The sequence below is a fragment of the Gammaproteobacteria bacterium genome, from assembly GCA_013697705.1.
Taxonomy (GTDB): domain Bacteria; phylum Pseudomonadota; class Gammaproteobacteria; order UBA6002; family UBA6002; genus UBA6002.
Map to the genome: position 1 here is coordinate 80,194 of JACCWJ010000004.1, position 15,682 is coordinate 95,875.

Annotated in this window: 17 protein-coding genes; 10 read left to right on the forward strand and 7 right to left on the reverse strand. The window is 41.0% G+C overall.

Annotated features, from left to right (window positions below; translation table 11 throughout):
• Nucleotides 1–19: 19 nt before the first annotated feature.
• The 4 genes from H0U71_01000 to H0U71_01015 all read left to right on the forward strand — a co-directional run bounded on the left by H0U71_01000 (nt 20) and on the right by H0U71_01015 (nt 4,632).
• On the forward strand, nt 20–628 hold the full coding sequence (locus H0U71_01000) for a YihA family ribosome biogenesis GTP-binding protein (protein MBA2653631.1): 609 nt from the start codon (nt 20–22) through the stop codon (nt 626–628).
• Nucleotides 629–689: 61 nt separating this feature from the next.
• Nucleotides 690–2,393 (forward strand): ABC transporter permease subunit, encoded by a 1,704-nt coding sequence (locus H0U71_01005; GenBank protein MBA2653632.1) that lies wholly within the window; start codon nt 690–692, stop codon nt 2,391–2,393.
• A 16-nt stretch (nt 2,394–2,409) separates the two neighbouring features.
• Complete coding sequence (locus H0U71_01010) at nt 2,410–3,729, forward strand: nitrate/sulfonate/bicarbonate ABC transporter ATP-binding protein (GenBank protein ID MBA2653633.1); 1,320 nt, start codon at nt 2,410–2,412, stop codon at nt 3,727–3,729.
• A gap of 30 nt (nt 3,730–3,759) precedes the next feature.
• Entirely contained in the window at nt 3,760–4,632 is an 873-nt protein-coding gene (locus H0U71_01015; protein ID MBA2653634.1) for a Kdo hydroxylase family protein, read from the forward strand.
• 83 nt (nt 4,633–4,715) lie between these two features.
• Here the strand turns inward: H0U71_01015 and H0U71_01020 are convergent, their stop codons facing one another.
• Nucleotides 4,716–5,681, reverse strand: coding sequence for an RsmB/NOP family class I SAM-dependent RNA methyltransferase (locus H0U71_01020; GenBank protein MBA2653635.1), 966 nt, complete (start codon nt 5,679–5,681; stop codon nt 4,716–4,718).
• 85 nt (nt 5,682–5,766) lie between these two features.
• Here H0U71_01020 and H0U71_01025 point away from each other — a divergent pair, with 85 nt between their 5' ends.
• The gene (locus tag H0U71_01025) at nt 5,767–7,137 is read left to right on the forward strand and encodes an NAD-dependent succinate-semialdehyde dehydrogenase (GenBank protein ID MBA2653636.1); all 1,371 of its coding nucleotides are present in this window, start codon (nt 5,767–5,769) and stop codon (nt 7,135–7,137) included.
• Here the strand turns inward: H0U71_01025 and H0U71_01030 are convergent, their stop codons facing one another.
• Nucleotides 7,138–7,593, reverse strand: a complete 456-nt coding sequence (locus H0U71_01030; GenBank protein ID MBA2653637.1) for an ArgR family transcriptional regulator — start codon at nt 7,591–7,593, stop codon at nt 7,138–7,140.
• Between the two features lie 50 nt (nt 7,594–7,643).
• Here H0U71_01030 and H0U71_01035 point away from each other — a divergent pair, with 50 nt between their 5' ends.
• From H0U71_01035 to H0U71_01050, 4 genes are all read left to right on the forward strand, one after another.
• Complete coding sequence (locus H0U71_01035) at nt 7,644–8,369, forward strand: 16S rRNA (uracil(1498)-N(3))-methyltransferase (protein ID MBA2653638.1); 726 nt, start codon at nt 7,644–7,646, stop codon at nt 8,367–8,369.
• A gap of 463 nt (nt 8,370–8,832) precedes the next feature.
• The gene (locus H0U71_01040) at nt 8,833–9,216 is read left to right on the forward strand and encodes a DoxX family protein (protein ID MBA2653639.1); all 384 of its coding nucleotides are present in this window, start codon (nt 8,833–8,835) and stop codon (nt 9,214–9,216) included.
• Nucleotides 9,216–9,386, forward strand: a complete 171-nt coding sequence (locus tag H0U71_01045) for a YheV family putative metal-binding protein (GenBank protein MBA2653640.1) — start codon at nt 9,216–9,218, stop codon at nt 9,384–9,386. The genes H0U71_01040 and H0U71_01045 overlap by 1 nt, the downstream gene beginning before the upstream one ends.
• The gene (locus tag H0U71_01050; GenBank protein MBA2653641.1) at nt 9,383–10,171 is read left to right on the forward strand and encodes a pentapeptide repeat-containing protein; all 789 of its coding nucleotides are present in this window, start codon (nt 9,383–9,385) and stop codon (nt 10,169–10,171) included. The genes H0U71_01045 and H0U71_01050 overlap by 4 nt, the downstream gene beginning before the upstream one ends.
• 53 nt (nt 10,172–10,224) lie before the next feature.
• Here the strand turns inward: H0U71_01050 and H0U71_01055 are convergent, their stop codons facing one another.
• A complete protein-coding gene (locus tag H0U71_01055; protein MBA2653642.1) occupies nt 10,225–11,082 on the reverse strand; it encodes a purine-nucleoside phosphorylase in 858 nt (285 codons plus the stop codon).
• Nucleotides 11,083–11,361: 279 nt separating this feature from the next.
• On the opposite strand from H0U71_01055, the gene H0U71_01060 reads away from it, so the two are divergent.
• Nucleotides 11,362–11,817, forward strand: coding sequence for a host attachment protein (locus H0U71_01060; GenBank protein MBA2653643.1), 456 nt, complete (start codon nt 11,362–11,364; stop codon nt 11,815–11,817).
• Nucleotides 11,818–11,877: 60 nt separating this feature from the next.
• Here the strand turns inward: H0U71_01060 and H0U71_01065 are convergent, their stop codons facing one another.
• From H0U71_01065 to prlC, 4 genes are read right to left on the reverse strand one after another with little or no spacing between them, the layout of a single operon-like run.
• Entirely contained in the window at nt 11,878–12,405 is a 528-nt protein-coding gene (locus H0U71_01065; GenBank protein MBA2653644.1) for an HPF/RaiA family ribosome-associated protein, read from the reverse strand.
• 39 nt (nt 12,406–12,444) lie between these two features.
• Nucleotides 12,445–12,900 (reverse strand): YbaK/EbsC family protein, encoded by a 456-nt coding sequence (locus tag H0U71_01070; protein ID MBA2653645.1) that lies wholly within the window; start codon nt 12,898–12,900, stop codon nt 12,445–12,447.
• A 39-nt stretch (nt 12,901–12,939) separates the two neighbouring features.
• The gene (gene rpiA / locus H0U71_01075; protein ID MBA2653646.1) at nt 12,940–13,623 is read right to left on the reverse strand and encodes a ribose-5-phosphate isomerase RpiA; all 684 of its coding nucleotides are present in this window, start codon (nt 13,621–13,623) and stop codon (nt 12,940–12,942) included.
• Between the two features lie 18 nt (nt 13,624–13,641).
• Complete coding sequence (gene prlC, locus H0U71_01080; GenBank protein MBA2653647.1) at nt 13,642–15,681, reverse strand: oligopeptidase A; 2,040 nt, start codon at nt 15,679–15,681, stop codon at nt 13,642–13,644.
• Nucleotide 15,682: the final 1 nt, after the last annotated feature.

Sequence of the window (15,682 nt, forward strand, 5' to 3'; positions counted from 1 at the left end):
ACTCCCATGAAGAAAAAAAATGAAAAGACCACATTACAATAACGCTACATTCTTGCTTAGTTCTCCAACCCTTGCAGAACTCCCTCCTGATGAGGGCACAGAAGTGGCTTTCATCGGTCGATCAAATGCAGGTAAATCAAGTGCATTGAATACTATTACTGGCCTTAAAGCATTGGCTAGGACCAGTAAAACACCGGGTCGAACTCAGATGATTAATTTATTTAAATTAGATGATCATCGGCGTCTTGTTGATTTGCCAGGCTATGGTTATGCAAAAGTACCTTTAGGTGTTAAGCAACGGTGGCAAAGAACGATTAATGATTATCTGCAAACCCGACAATGTCTCAAAGGACTCGTTCTCATTATGGATGTTCGCCATCCTCTGAAAGAGAATGATAAACACTGTATCGCTTGGGCTGCGCTATCGAATCTACCGATTCATATTCTTTTGACTAAAGCCGACAAACTTAGTCGAGGCGCAGCTATTAATACGCTTATTGAGGTACGTAAGGCTTTAGAGACGACGAACGGCGTCACGGTGCAACTCTTTTCTTCCTTGAATAAAACAGGTTTAGAAGAGGCGCTCATGCAACTAGACAGTTGGTTTGAGGCAAAAGTTATAGATTAAAAAAATTTAATGGGGCGGTGTAGTGTCATTTTCACCAAAAAAAACATTCGCAAAAATTGATATGACTGCACTGCCCTATCCTAATTATTGGGATCTCGCCGCCATCTTATTGGTGTTAAGCGTTATTGTCTTAATTGCTTGGGGTGTTAGAGAAATGGGCCTACCCTATCAGGTAGGTGAAACCATTCCCATTTCGTTAGATCCTTGGAACTTGCCTTACTATGCTTTACGCTCCGTGTTGCGCATGTTGATTGCCATGGTTTTTTCCCTAGGATTTACTTTCATTTTTGGCACATTAGCGGCTAAGAATAAACATGCAGAACGTTTAATCGTTCCATTAATAGACGTGTTGCAATCAGTTCCTGTCTTGGCATTCCTCTCTATTACCATTGTTGGTTTTATCGCACTTTTCCCTGGAAGCATGTTGGGACCGGAATGTGCAGCTATTTTTGCAATCTTTACTTCTCAAGCTTGGAATATTGCGTTGAGTTTTTACCAAAGTCTGAGAACAGTGCCGCACGATCTGCGTGAAGCCGCATCCATGTTTCATCTCTCTTTTTGGCAAGGTTTTTGGCGCGTCGATGTGCCGTTTGCTATGCCTGGTTTGCTGTGGAATATTATGGTCTCCATGTCCGCTAGCTGGTTTTTTGTGGTTGCCGCCGAGTCTATAACTGTCGCTAATCGAAATATCATGTTGCCTGGAATAGGTTCCTATATTTCTCTTGCTGTCATGAAAGCTGATGCACCCAGTGTCCTCTATGCCATCGTGGCCATGTTGATTGTGATTTTGCTTTATGATCAATTGCTATTTAGACCGCTGAGTAATTGGGCGAATCGCTTCAAGTTTGAACAAGACATGGAGTATTCGGGAGGCAGAGCGTGGCTAGTCAATTTGTTCGAGCATACCCGATTGATGCGGCGTACCAGTGTTTTAGCCGGAAAGTTTTGGAGCATTTTTGTTAATTTACGTCTGTACAGAAACAATACGTCGACGGTCTCGGCTCATAAAGGTATTTGGCACCGGTGGATAATTGCAACATGGTACATTTTGCTGTCAGCGATGTTAGGAGTAGCTTGCTATATTCTCATACATTTCGTATTTCAGTATGTGTCTTGGCGCGAGAGTGTCTATGTGATTTATCTCGGCTTGTTAACCGGTATTCGGGTAATGGTTCTCATTGCAATATGTTCCATCATCTGGGTTCCAGTTGGCGTATGGATTGGACTTAGACCAAAATTTGTCGATATTTTCCAACCTATTATCCAGATCTTAGCCGCCTTCCCAGCCAATTTATTCTTTCCAGTCGTCGTGATGCTTATCGTTACCTATCACCTAAACGTAGAAATATGGACCTCGCCTTTAATGGTTCTTGGAACCCAGTGGTATATCCTGTTTAATGTTATAGCTGGCGCAAGTGCGTTACCCAAAGAAATGCAACAAGTGGCTAGTAATTTCAATGTCACGGGTTGGCTCTGGTGGAAAAGAATAATTTTACCGGGCATCTTTCCCTATTATGTGACTGGTGCGGTGACTGCAGCAGGCGGTGCGTGGAATGCAAGTATTATCGCCGAAGCCGTAAATTGGGGGCATACTAAATTATTGGCCACGGGTTTAGGGGCATATATTACCGAACAAGCAACGAAAGGTGATTTTCCGCGCCTTGCTCTGGGCACCGCCGTGATGTGTTTATTTGTAATATTTATTAACCGGGTACTCTGGAAGCCTTTGTATAATGTTGCTGAACAACGATGTAGCCTAGAATAAGTTATTAGGGACCATAATGGTTGATATTGTTACTGACATTAAAAAAAACCTTATTGAAACAGTGGGGGTAAAAAAGTCATTTAGAAAAAGCGATCACCAAGAGTTGCTTGTTCTTGAAGACGTTAATTTCATTCTACAAGAAAATGAAATCGTTGCATTGCTGGGTAAATCCGGGTCTGGAAAATCTACTTTACTGCGTATTATTGCGGGTTTAATTCCTCCAACGTCTGGTGATGTAGTTTATGCCGGTAAACCCGTGAAGGGTCCTGTAAAGGGGATGGCCATGGTATTTCAAAGTTTTGCTTTATTGCCGTGGCTAACCGTACTCCAGAATGTTGAGTTAGGTTTAGAAGCGCAAGGGGTCGCAAAAGCAAAAAGACGGGCGCGGGCTATTGAAGCTATTGATATCATTGGATTGGATGGCTTTGAGTCAGCCTACCCCAAAGAATTATCAGGCGGAATGCGCCAACGTGTTGGCTTTGCAAGAGCCTTGGTCGTAAATCCAACAGTTCTCTTAATGGACGAACCTTTTTCTGCATTGGATGTATTAACCACAGATAACTTACGCAGCGATCTAGTGGATCTTTGGACCGAGAAGAAAACCAATATTAAGGGAATTATCTGTGTCACTCATGATATTGAAGAAGCAGCAATTTTAGCTGATCGGATACTCATTTTTGGCGCTAATCCAGGCTATATTAAGGACGAATTACAAGTCGATTTACCCCATCCTCGCAACGATCAAGATCCAAAGTTTAGAAAGTTAGTCGATGATATTTATACCTTAATGACCACGCCTTCAGCTGATCGTGTCAGTGTAGCGGGGGTCCGATACAAAACTATTGGCCTTGGGTATCGGTTACCCGATGTGGAAATCTCTGAGTTGACCGGTTTTTTAGAGGCATTAGACTCTCCGGATTATAAAGATAAGGTCGATCTCCCCGAGTTAGCCGAAGATTTGCAATTGAATGTAGATGATTTATTTCATATCATCGAAGCCCTTGAAATAATGCGTTTTGCCTATGTTTCAAAGGGAGATATCGAATTAACTGGCGCTGGAAAATTATTTGCCAAGGCGGATATTCTCCGCCGCAAACAGATTTTTGCGGCCCATCTATTAAGTTACGTTCCACTAGCCCGCCATATTCGAAGGGTGCTCGACGAGCGACCGGGACATGTCGCTTCAGAAGACAGATTTCTAAGAGAGTTAGAAGACTACCTGAGCGAGGAAGCGGCAGAAGAGGTATTAAAGATTGTCATCGAGTGGGGTCGTTATGCTGAAATTTTTGCTTACGATTACAACACAGGTATGCTTAGTCTTGAAAACCCAGAATAAGGATATTAATTCTACCATTGAGTGATTGAAATGTTGCAAACGCTAAATCTTTTAAATTGGGATGAACCTGTTTCTCAGGAGACACAACAGTTTGCTTTAACTGCCCTGGAGTCAGGGGAGGTAATGTATTTGCCTGAGTTATCTTTCAGACTGTTTCCTCAAGAAAAAGTTTTTTTGTCTCATCACTATGCTAGTCCAAAAACTAAAAATGTTAGTTTTGATTGGAATCACTCGATGCTTCAAGGGGCAGTTTGTACCAAAACTGAATCGATACAGCTCACTCAGATGCTCAACCGTTATGCCACTTATACCAAGCAATTGTTGACCAATTTATTTCCTCTCTATCAAGACGAGGTTGAACAAGGGCGTACCAGTTTTCGTCCTGTTGAAATAATGGGCAGAGTAAGTCCTTCCTATCGTAAAGATGATACAAGGCTTCACGTCGATGCTTTTCCTTCCACTCCCACTCAAGGAAAACGAATCTTGCGTGTTTTCACTAATGTGAATCCAGCGCATCCACGAGTCTGGCGAATTGGTGCCCCTTTTAATAAAGTAATTGAATATTTCTACCCGAAGTTGCGAGCACCGGTGGTGGGTGCTGCCACGATGTTAAATGCTTTAAAAATAACGAAGCAGAAACGGACCCCTTATGATCATTACATGTTACAGCTGCACAACGCAATGAAGGCTGATATGGAGTATCAAGAACAGGTGCCCCAAACTCAGCAACTTTTTCAGCCAGGTAGTTCCTGGATTGTATATACCGATCAAGTGTCTCACGCTGCAATGGCAGGCCAATTTACCTTCGAGCAAACTTTTTATGTGCCCCCTCATGCCCTCGACGAGATAGAGAAATCTCCCTGTAAAATTCTTGAGAAATTTTTGCGAAAACCTTTGTTGTAACTTCATCCTCAATTCTCCTTAGCTTATTCGCGGGTGAGGGTAGGTTGCAGGGCGACGTGCTAGATGCTTAAGCCTTAACTGCATTAAAAAGAATTGATACGCATCTTGCAGATAAAAAAACCTGACATCATTGCATCTGGAATGATTCGGATTGCATTTTCCATTACGGGGGAGAAAAAATCATTCTTCCAACTTGATAACCCAGTTTGAAAGTTTGGAAAAGGAACAGTAATAGGCAGTATTTCTATGGCTTGCCCAAATTTATCTAATGCGTATTGTACAATTGCCTCATTTTCTTCGGGAGAAAATGAACACGTACAGTAAACTAAAATTCCATTGGGCTTAACACATTGTATCGCTGAATAAATAAGCTGTTTTTGTTTGCGAGTCATTTCCGTAATTTTCTTTTCATTCCAATACAAATAAGATTCGGGATTATTCAAGTCAAAGCGACCCTCTGAAGAACAGGGGGCATCCAGCAATACACGATCAAATCGCTTAGGAACTAAACGGCCAATTAAAGCACCGTCTTTGTGATAGGCTTGAACTATGTTAGCGCCCGCATTAGCAATGTTATTTTTTAAGCGGAAAAATCTATTTTTTACGGCTTCCACTGCGGCAATCCTACCTTCGTTTTTCATCAAGGCAGCGAGGTGCAACGTTTTACCGCCTGGAGCTGCTGCTAAATCTAGCACTTCTTCACCGGGTTTTGGGCTTAATACTAAACTCGCGAATAAGCTAGAGGGATTCTGAATATAAAGCAGACCTGTTTGAAATTCTGTTGTTTCTGTGAGCATGCGCCTCTGGTCGTTCGCTACCGAATAACCCTCCTCACACCAACTAATAGGGTGCGTAATAATTTTTTGAGCATGCAATCGATCAATGAGTTCAGCAATCGAAATTTTAAGCGTATTTACACGAAAGCAGGTTGTTTTTGTGGCTGCTAAAAAATGTAGATACTGTTCATAATTCTCAGGGGAGAGGATGTTTTGCAGACGCTGCATGAATAGGGGCGGCAGGCCCGGGAGATCTGGGTAATCTGATTTCATAATTCTTACTAAAAAATGTTGTATAATCGATGTTATTGAATTGGTCAAAGCGACTACATTGCTAGACTATTTTACAGGAGGTTACATGTCCACTATTGAAATACGAAATCCCGCAAATGGCAACTTAGTCAAAACCTACGAAGAAATGTCCGAAGCCGAATTAAATACCATTATTGATAGTACCTTTAACGCTTTTCAAGAGTGGAAATCAACCTCTTTTAAAACGCGTAGTAGTTTAATGAGAAAAGCAGGCGAAATTTTACGTAATAATTCTCGCGAATATGCTGAATTGATGATGATTGAGATGGGGAAACCCATTAAAAGTGGCATTAGTGAGGTGGAAAAGTGCGCGTGGTGCTGCGATTATTTTGCGGAAAATGCTGAAAGTTTTTTAGCGCCTGAAATGGTAGCAACTGGGGCGAGCAAAAGTTATGTAACCTACCCCCCCCTAGGCGTGGTATTAGCTATTATGCCGTGGAATTTCCCTTTTTGGCAGGTGTTTAGATTTGCTGCGCCCGGTTTAATGGCGGGTAACGTGGGTATTCTAAAACATGCATCTAATACCACGGGTTGTTCTGTAGCCATTGAAGAAGTATTTTCCAAAGCAGGATTCCCTCGGAATGTGTTTCGATCTGTGATCGTTAGCAATCAAGTCATTGATGAGGCGATTCCTAATAAGAAAATAGCCGCAGTGACATTAACTGGCAGTACCCGAGCTGGAATGACTGTAGGAGAAATTGCCGGTTCCTGTTTAAAAAAAGGCGTTTATGAATTAGGCGGCAGCGATCCTTATTTAATTCTTGCTGATGCCGACCTTGTTGCTGCAGTAGAAATCTGTGTGGCGAGTCGTCTTACCAATGCGGGACAAAGTTGTATTGCTGCCAAACGTTTCATTGTGGTGGAAGAGGTCAAGGAAGAATTTGAAAACTTATTTGTTAAAAAAATGAGTGAAGTAAAGATGGGCGATCCTGCTAAAGAAGACACAGAGATGGGCCCTCAAGCACGTTATGATTTACGCGATGCATTACATAGACAGGTAAAAGAAAGTATAGAAAAAGGGGCTGTTTGTCTTCTCGGAGGATCAATACCAAATTTAGCGGGCGCGTATTATCCGCCCACCGTGCTTACCAATGTTAAAAAAGGGATGCCGGCGTATGAAGAAGAATTATTCGGACCCGTTGCGGCCATTATTCCCGTGAAAGATGAAGAAGAGGCTGTCTTTGTTGCTAATGACTCCGAGTTTGGTTTAGGCGCGGCTGTATTCACCCAAAACCGCGAGAAAGGAGAAGACATTGCAGCAAATCGATTAGAGGCAGGAAGTTGTTTTGTAAATGGGTTAGTAAAGTCAGATCCTCGAATGCCCTTTGGAGGGATCAAGCATAGTGGTTACGGACGCGAACTCTCTCGATATGGGATCCAAGAGTTTGTAAATATTAAAAGCGTGATAGTAGAGTAATTACAGTTGGGCTAATAATTCTTGGATGTCGGAAAGTGTTTGTGCTAGATGCTTAACCGATTTAGGAATGACAATTAAGGTGTCATCTCCGGCCACAGTTCCAAGCACTTTTAGTTTAACCATGTTGTGGTCAATTAAACGTCCAAAAAGGGAAGCAGAACCTGGGCTAGTGTGTATTACTATAAGTGACTCATTAGCATTAATGTCAATAATCAGATTAGACAGTAGACTTTTGGCCTGCGGCAGGGCAGGTTCTTTGGGCATAAGATACACTACATGGCCATATTCATTGCTCGTCTTCACCGCACCTAATTTTCGCAGAAGCCTAGAAATTTTCGCCTGATTGACTTCGTAACCTAGATTTATCAAATGTTGTTTGATACCTTCTTGAGTAGCGGCTGTCCCCTCTACTAATAATTTTTTCATGTCCTCAAGCATCTTTGAAGATTTTGCCATATAGCTATCCGATAATGTTGATCTAGAGCGATTAAATAACAGGACTACTTATGCGAATTTCTCGATTCTATTACAATGGTCCATTAAGTAAAGATACCATTGTTAAGCTTTGCGAAGAAACTAGCCATTACATACTGCATGTTTTGCGCTTAAAGGTAGGGGCGAAAAGCGTATTGTTCAATGGTGATGGTAAAGATTATCTTGCAATACTGACGGACTGCTCCAAAAAAATAGTCACCTTAGAGATACAAGAGTCCATTAATGTTCATAAAGAGTCGCCGCTTAAAATTCATTTAGTCCAGGGAATTTCACGGGGTGAAAAAATGGATTGGACGATCCAAAAAGCAGTCGAGCTCGGGGTGACAGAAATCACGCCTATTATCACAGAGCATTGCTCTATTAAACTGGATGCAAGTCGCAGAGAAAAGCGTTTAGTGCATTGGCAAAAGATTATGGTTAGCGCGTGTGAGCAATCGGGTCGTAGCAGCCTGCCCTCGCTAAATCCCATTGTTCAATTTGAGGACTGGATTTATCATCCCAGGCAGGAGATGAAATTATTCTGCGATCCTAACAGTAGCCAGCGCTTGTCTCATCTTCCCGCTGCACAAGAGATATTACTCATTATTGGTCCCGAAGGCGGTTTATCAAACAATGAAATTTCTCTGGCGAACAAATATAACTTCACCGGTATCTCTCTTGGTCCTCGAATTCTTAGAACAGAAACGGCCGCAGTGTCTGCTATAAGTGTTGCTCAAGCGTTGTGGGGCGATCTATAAGGCGAGTCATTCAATTCAATTCTGTGGGAAATTCGCGATTGCAGTTGTAGTCTATATGCTTGTTAGGGATTATTTATTCAATTAATTTGGCCTAATAAAATAGCTAAATGATTGATTCTAAATGATTGATTCTAAATGATTGTTAAATTCACAGGTATTTTTCAATACTGTAATTTTTACTTTGGTATCTTGTAACTCTAGCTGATTGCATTAGAGTGCCCATGGAATTGGGACGGAGTGGCTAGGATAGCAGCATAAGCATTTGCTTGTGGTAGATACCAAATGGAAATTTATGGTTTGCTCAGGGAGTGAGAGCTAAGCAAAGGAGTGTTGTGTCAGTTTTCAGGCAAGGATTGCCTGGAGGGGGCGGTTGATCATTCAATTGCCTCCTTTTTTATTTAAAACTAGCTTTTCAGTGTTCATTTTGTACAATAACTCTTTCCCCTAAGTTTTGAGTTGTTTTATGACAGATTGGACCTTTCTTATTCCTCTCTTCGGTCGTTTCTTACTTGCTTCTTATTTTTTAAAAGCAGGGATCAACAATGCACTTCATTGGCACAAAGTCTTAGGCTTAATTAAATTCAAGAAAATTCCCTTTCCTAATCTAGTCTTATTTGCCGTAATTGCCACGCAAATTGTAGGCTCGCTGGCTATTATTTTTAATTATTACGCTGTCATTGCCTCGATTGCCTTAATTATTTTTACCTTGGTCGCTAATTTTTTAGTGTGTAATTATTGGAAAATGGAGGGAGTACAGCGCAGAAATGTCTCTTTTATCTTTTACGCTAACATTGCAGTAATAGGTGCATTATTGCTTATTACTTCTATGGCGCCTGGAATTTACTAATGCAGAAACGTTTTATAGCAGGTGCGATGTGCCCTGCCTGCAAATCACTTGATAAAATTTGTTTGGAAAAATTACCCACAGAGCACAGGGTGGAGTGCGTTAGTTGTGGATATACAGATACTCGACTCTTAACACCGATGACTGATAACTTAAATGGGACTCCAAAATGAAAAAAATATTAATAGGCCTCTTTCTTGTTTCGTCAATGCAATGTGCTCTGGGATATAACCCCCAAGATTTGAAAAGACTGCAGGAAACTTGCAGCTGTCCAGGCGGGGATTTATCAAATGCTAACCTTTCAAACTTCAAATTAGGCGATAAAAGCACGCTAAATATTCAGAAAGTAAAGATGGATAATAAGGGTTTCATTATCTGTAACATTTCAAACGCGAATTTTTCAGGCGCAAATCTACAAAATGCTTATTTCAGCCCATCGGATTTCGGGCCGGGAATTCATGAAAAAGTGGGCCAGATTATTATGCAACGAACCAATTTTAGTCGGGCAAATCTAGCGAATGCACATTTAAACGCCGTTATGAGCGACTATGCTAATTTCGAAAATGCTAATCTCAAAAACGCAACTATTATGAAGGGAGCTTCTTTTAAAAACTGCAATTTTAGCCATGCTCAAATGAACAATATTTCAGTTTCCCCTCCTATGGGTGGTTGTGGTGCTATGTTTACTTTCAGTAATTTTTCACATGCTAATTTAATAAACAGCAAACTTAATGCCGATTTCACCCAAGCAAATTTCAGCTTTGCAGATTTGATGAAGGCACAACTTACCCCTTGCGATGAAGATCCTAAGAATAGCTTTAAAGGCACAAATTTTTTGAGTGCTAATTTAACGGGAACGACTTTTAATAATGAAAATCTAACTGAAGATCAGCTTATTAATGCAAAGTTATGCCATACAAAATTATCAAGCAGTATCAGTAATCGGGATTGTCAATAACTGAGATTTGGGAGGTCCTGGGTGACACGCGATGTTATTCCAGGACACGTTTTCTAGGTGCAGACATCAGAATCTACTTGCCGATTCGACACGGTAATTTTATTAATCAGTGCAATAATTAATTGACTTAAGTCTTCAGCCGCCATCTTTGCAACTCGCAGAACATTCTCATGTGTTAGGAATTCATCGCTCATTCCTACCGCCATATTCGTTATCGTTGAGATCGCTAACACTTTCATATTACAGTGCCTGGCAATAATAACTTCGGGTACGGTAGACATTCCCACCATATCCGCGCCCATAATTTTAAATGCCCGAATTTCTGCTGGGGTTTCATAACACGGTCCTAACGTAGCGAGGTATACGCCCGTCGAAATATTGATATTGAGTTCAGAAGCAGTTTGAGAAGCTATTTCCATGAATTCACTATCGTATGCATTTTGTAAAGAAGGGAAACGGGGACCAAAAGAGTCATCGTTAGCGCCTACCAAGGGATTTTGAAACTGAAAATTAATGTGATCACTAATTAATACCAAATTACCCGGAGTGACTTCCTTTCTGAGGGACGCCGCAGCATTGGTTAAAATGATAGACTCGCAGCCGAGAAGTTTTAAGGTGCGAATAGGCGTTGAGATAGCAGCGCTATTCTTCCCCTCATAGGAATGCGAACGACCTTGAAGACATGCAATTGGCACGCCATTGAGTAATCCTAATATTAAATTACCTTGGTGCCCAGCGACGCTCGTATCACTAAACCCGGGAATTTCACTATAGGGAATAACTATAGGGTTATTGAGCATGTCTGCAAGTTTGTTTAGGCCTGAACCTAACACAAGGGCCAATTGAGGCGAGAATTTGCCAGCACGTTTTTTAATTAACTCTGCTGCTTGATGGGGAGAAGTAATATTCATTCATTTTTTTCGTATAGGTTATGAAAGGATCAGTTTTAAATTTTACGGGACCTGCAAAAGCACGCAAATAATCCCATTTATTTCCTGTCTTATCAAGAACCTTTCTGTAGTCTAGTTAAATACAACTGTGCATTATTAAAAAAAAGAAGTCATTGCCGCTTAACCAGCAGCCCGTAGACCTCATTTTTAACAGATTATACAGCTATAATTTTCTAAAGGGCTGTTATTAATGAGACGGAGCTCATGGCTATCTCAACGATTACACTAAGGAGGTTGATTATGAAAACCACCTGGATCTTAATTGCTAACGCGAGTGAAGCTCGATTATTTCAAGCAGAAAAAGTCACAAAAAAGATATTGCTCATCGATGAATTTTTCCATCCTGCCAGCCGCAAAAAAATTGCGAGTCTAGTCACTGACGTGCCAGGTCGCTATCGTAAATCGACCTCTACCCCGCTCAGCTCTTTTGAAGAGACATTTAATCCGAAGCAAGCAGAAGCCCTGCGTTTTGCGCGTGAATTAGCTGAAAAGCTCAACCTAGGGAGAGCCACTAATCGTTATACTAATCTTATTCTGGTAGCGCCGCCTCATTTTCAGGGCTTGTTGAATAAATGTTGCAATCACCATGTAAAAAATCTAATTAGCAACACCCTCGATAAAGATTACACAAAAATAAGAGAATATGATTTGCCGCATTACCTTAATGGCAAGCTATCATTTCGCAATGCCGCGTAGAGAAACGTTGACTCTAGATTACTAACTACCGGGCAGGTTTTTAGTGCTAATAGTTACAACTTACGTTGTAACTTGATGGGCCTGCAAACTGTCACCCGCGTTATTTTCTAAGAAATGCACAGTGGTTCCTATGCTGAGCTCTGCAAAAGGAACTTGGAGAACATTTGTTTCGTGAAAATAATATTCATTGCCCTCTGAGGTTTCAATGAATCCATAATCGGGAAACAAACGCACTATTTTGCCGGTAAGTTGCAGTTGGTGACTTTTAGTGGCACCTCGCAAAATATCGACGTAATCTTCTAGTTGGCGTTTCATCGCATTAAACGAATCACGAATTGCCACATACAAATCTTCATTGCGATGACTGTGACGATTTACTACTAGCACTTTACCGGGGACATCAACTTCAATATTAACTTGAAATTCTTTTCCTTGATGTTTGTTTTTTTGTGGCGCTTCAACCACAACTCGACAGTAAATGATGCGATCATATAAATGATGTAGTTTTTCAGCTTTTTGCCTGATTTTGGTGTCAATTGCTTCGGTGTGCTCAATGTCGCGAATAGTAATTTCTAATGGTAATTGCATAATAACCCCTTCTTATAATTGTCTTAACTTTTTAGCTCATCAATGTTTTAAAATATTAGGGTGCACTAATTTTTCGAAATCTTTATAAGACATCTTTATTAGCTCCGTATGTTTTCCTCCACTAAAAGCAATTTGATCATCCTTAGTTAATTTCTCTGAGACATACACGTCCATATCGTACAAATTACCAAACGGGGGCACTGCGCCCACTTCGCAATCTGGAAATTTATCTTGAAATTCAGATTCGCTTGCTAATTCTATTTTCGAGCCTTTTAAGAGCTCTTTCAAGGATTTTAAATTCACTCTTTGATGTGCGGGTTCAACCACCATTGCAAATTTATCATCTACTTTAATAATGACTACTTTTGCAAGATACTTACCAGAAATGTGACAATTAGCGGCAATTTCTGGTGCAGTATAGGCCGGTGTATGCTGAATTACTGAATAATTAACATGATTTTTATCTAAAAAATCTTTCACAATATGTTTAGCCATTGTAGTGACCTCCTGTAAAAAGAGAGCTACTTACTCATATTATAGCTTTATTTTATCAGAGCTTCTTTTGAATGATTCAACGCTATCTGGCGTGGACATAAGTATTACATCTGCAGGCCGATGCGCAAATAAGCCATTATCAACAACGCCTGTGATTGTTTTGATCTCATCTTCTAATTTCAAAGGTTCCATTATTTTCAAATTATAGACGTCGAGAATGATATTGCCATTATCGGTAATGCATCCTTCACGATAAACTGGGCTACCACCCAATTTTACCAGTTGCCTGGCCACATAGCTTCTTGCCATGGGTATAACTTCGACAGGGACGGGACAATCAACACCCAACACCGAAACTCTTTTCGACTCATCAATAATACAAACAAATTTTTTGGCTACTGTGGCAATAATTTTTTCACGCGTCAGTGCACCTCCGCGACCTTTGATAAGGTAGAAATAATCATTGACCTCATCAGCGCCATCCACATACAAAGCTACTTGATCAACTGTGTTTAACTCAAATACAGGAATGCCAAATTTTTTCAGCTCATTTTCAGTGGCTTTAGAACTTGCAATGGTGCCTTCAATTTGATGTTTAACCTTGGCGAGGGCCTCAATAAAATACTGGACTGTAGTTCCTGTCCCTACGCCTATGATGCCCTCTTCAGGGAGATATTGAAGCGCAGCTTCAGCCGCTTTTTTTTTCATTTCGTTGGCATTCATACAGGTGTCCTTATCGTGTTAAGAATAAATTCCAGCTTGTTTTAACAGAGCTTCCACAGACGGTTCACGTCCTCTAAATGCAATGAAAAGTTCCATAGGATCTTTTGCGCCGCCCTGCTCTAAAATATTTTCCATAAATGATCGTCCAGTTTCTTCATCGAAAATACCCTGCTCCGTAAATTTTGAGAAAGCGTCGCTTGAGAGAACTTCTGCCCATTTGTAACTATAATATCCCGCTGCGTATCCCCCAGAGAAAATATGAGAGAAGCCATGTTGAAAACGATTAAACTCTGGAATAGGAATGACGCACACTTGTTCGCGTGCTTCATCTAAAAATCGTTGTATTTGTTGTTCTTCTGCTTCATTGAAAAACATATGTAGGTGGAAGTCAAAAATCGCAAATTCAAGTTGTCGCACCATTTGCATGGCTGAATGAAAATTACGAGCTCGAATCATTTTGTCGAACAAATCTTGCGGCAGTGCCTCACCTGTTTTGTAATGACAGGCCATTAAATCAAGTGCAGGTTTTTCCCAGCACCAATTTTCTAAAAACTGACTCGGTAGTTCTACGGCATCCCATGGTACACCATTGATTCCAGAGACTTCAGCATAATCAATCTTGGTGAGCAAATGGTGTAGTCCGTGGCCAAATTCATGAAACAGTGTTTGCACATCGTCATGCGTAAAAAGAGCAGGGTCACCGCCGACAGGTCGGTTAAAATTACAGGTTAAATAAGCGATAGGCGTTTGAACGTGCGAGTTAATGAGCCGCCTAACGCGACACTCATCCATCCAGGCGCCGCCTCTTTTGTTGGGGCGTGCATATAAGTCCAAATAAAATTGTCCACGAAGTTCGCCATCTTGACCGTAAATATTAAAAAATTTAACATCGGGATGCCAAACTTCTACTCCTTGTACTTCATGGATAACGATACCAAATAACTTATTTACTATTTTGAAAAGGCCTTGCACGACTTGATCTTCGGGAAAATAGGGTCTGAGGTCTTCTTGTGAAATGTTGTAGCGGAATTCACGCAATTTTTCGCTGTAATAAGCAACGTCCCACGCAGCTATTTTTTCAATGGCGTATTTTTCTTTAACGAATCCATTGAGTTCATTATATTCTTCTCTCGCTTTCTCTACACTTGCGAGTGCGAGCGCGTTTAAGAAATGGATAACTTCCTCAGGTTTTTTTGCCATTTTTGGAATAAGCGAAAGCTCAGCATAATTGGCATAGCCCAGCACTTCGGCTAATTTTTTACGCGCGATGAGAATTTGCTTCATCACCTCAGTGTTATCCCATTTACCTGCGTTAGGGCCTTGATCTGAACTGCGCGTGGTGTAAGCGATGTACATTTCATGGCGGAAGCTACTGGAGTCCGCATAAGTTAGCACAGCAGCATAAGAAGGTTGTTCTAGCGAAAATAAATATCCTTCCATCTCCAGCGCTTCAGCCGCTTCTTTTGCACCAACGATTGCTAATTCAGGCAAACCCTTTAATTCTTTTTCATCGGTAACAATTTTGGTCCAACCTTGAGTTGCGTCCATTAAATTATGTTCAAATTTGGCGGTAAGCATTGAAAGAAGTTGTTGCAGTTCGCCATATCTTTTTTGTGCTTCGGGAGAAAGACTGACACCCGCCAGCTCAAAGTCTCGCAATTCATTCTCGATGACTTTTTGTTGGGCATAGTTTAATTTTTCGAACATCGATTGTTCTGCAATAGACTTAATGGCGTTGTATAAACCAATATTCTGGCCCATTTCAGTCGCATAATCCGTCAACTTGGGTAAGCAGGCATCATATACTGCCCGCAAGGCTTCAGTAGAACGCACTGAATTAAGATGACTCACCACTGACCACATCTGGCTTAGTCGATCATCCACTTCTTCGAGCGGAACCATTAAATTTTCCCAGGTTCGATCATTTTTTTGCTGCAGTAGCTGTTCAATCTGATGGCGATTTTCGTTTAGGATTTGATCGAGTGCCGGTTCGATATCTTTCGGCTCAATCGCAGTAAACTTCGGTAAAGAAGACATATTTAATAATGGATTCGACATA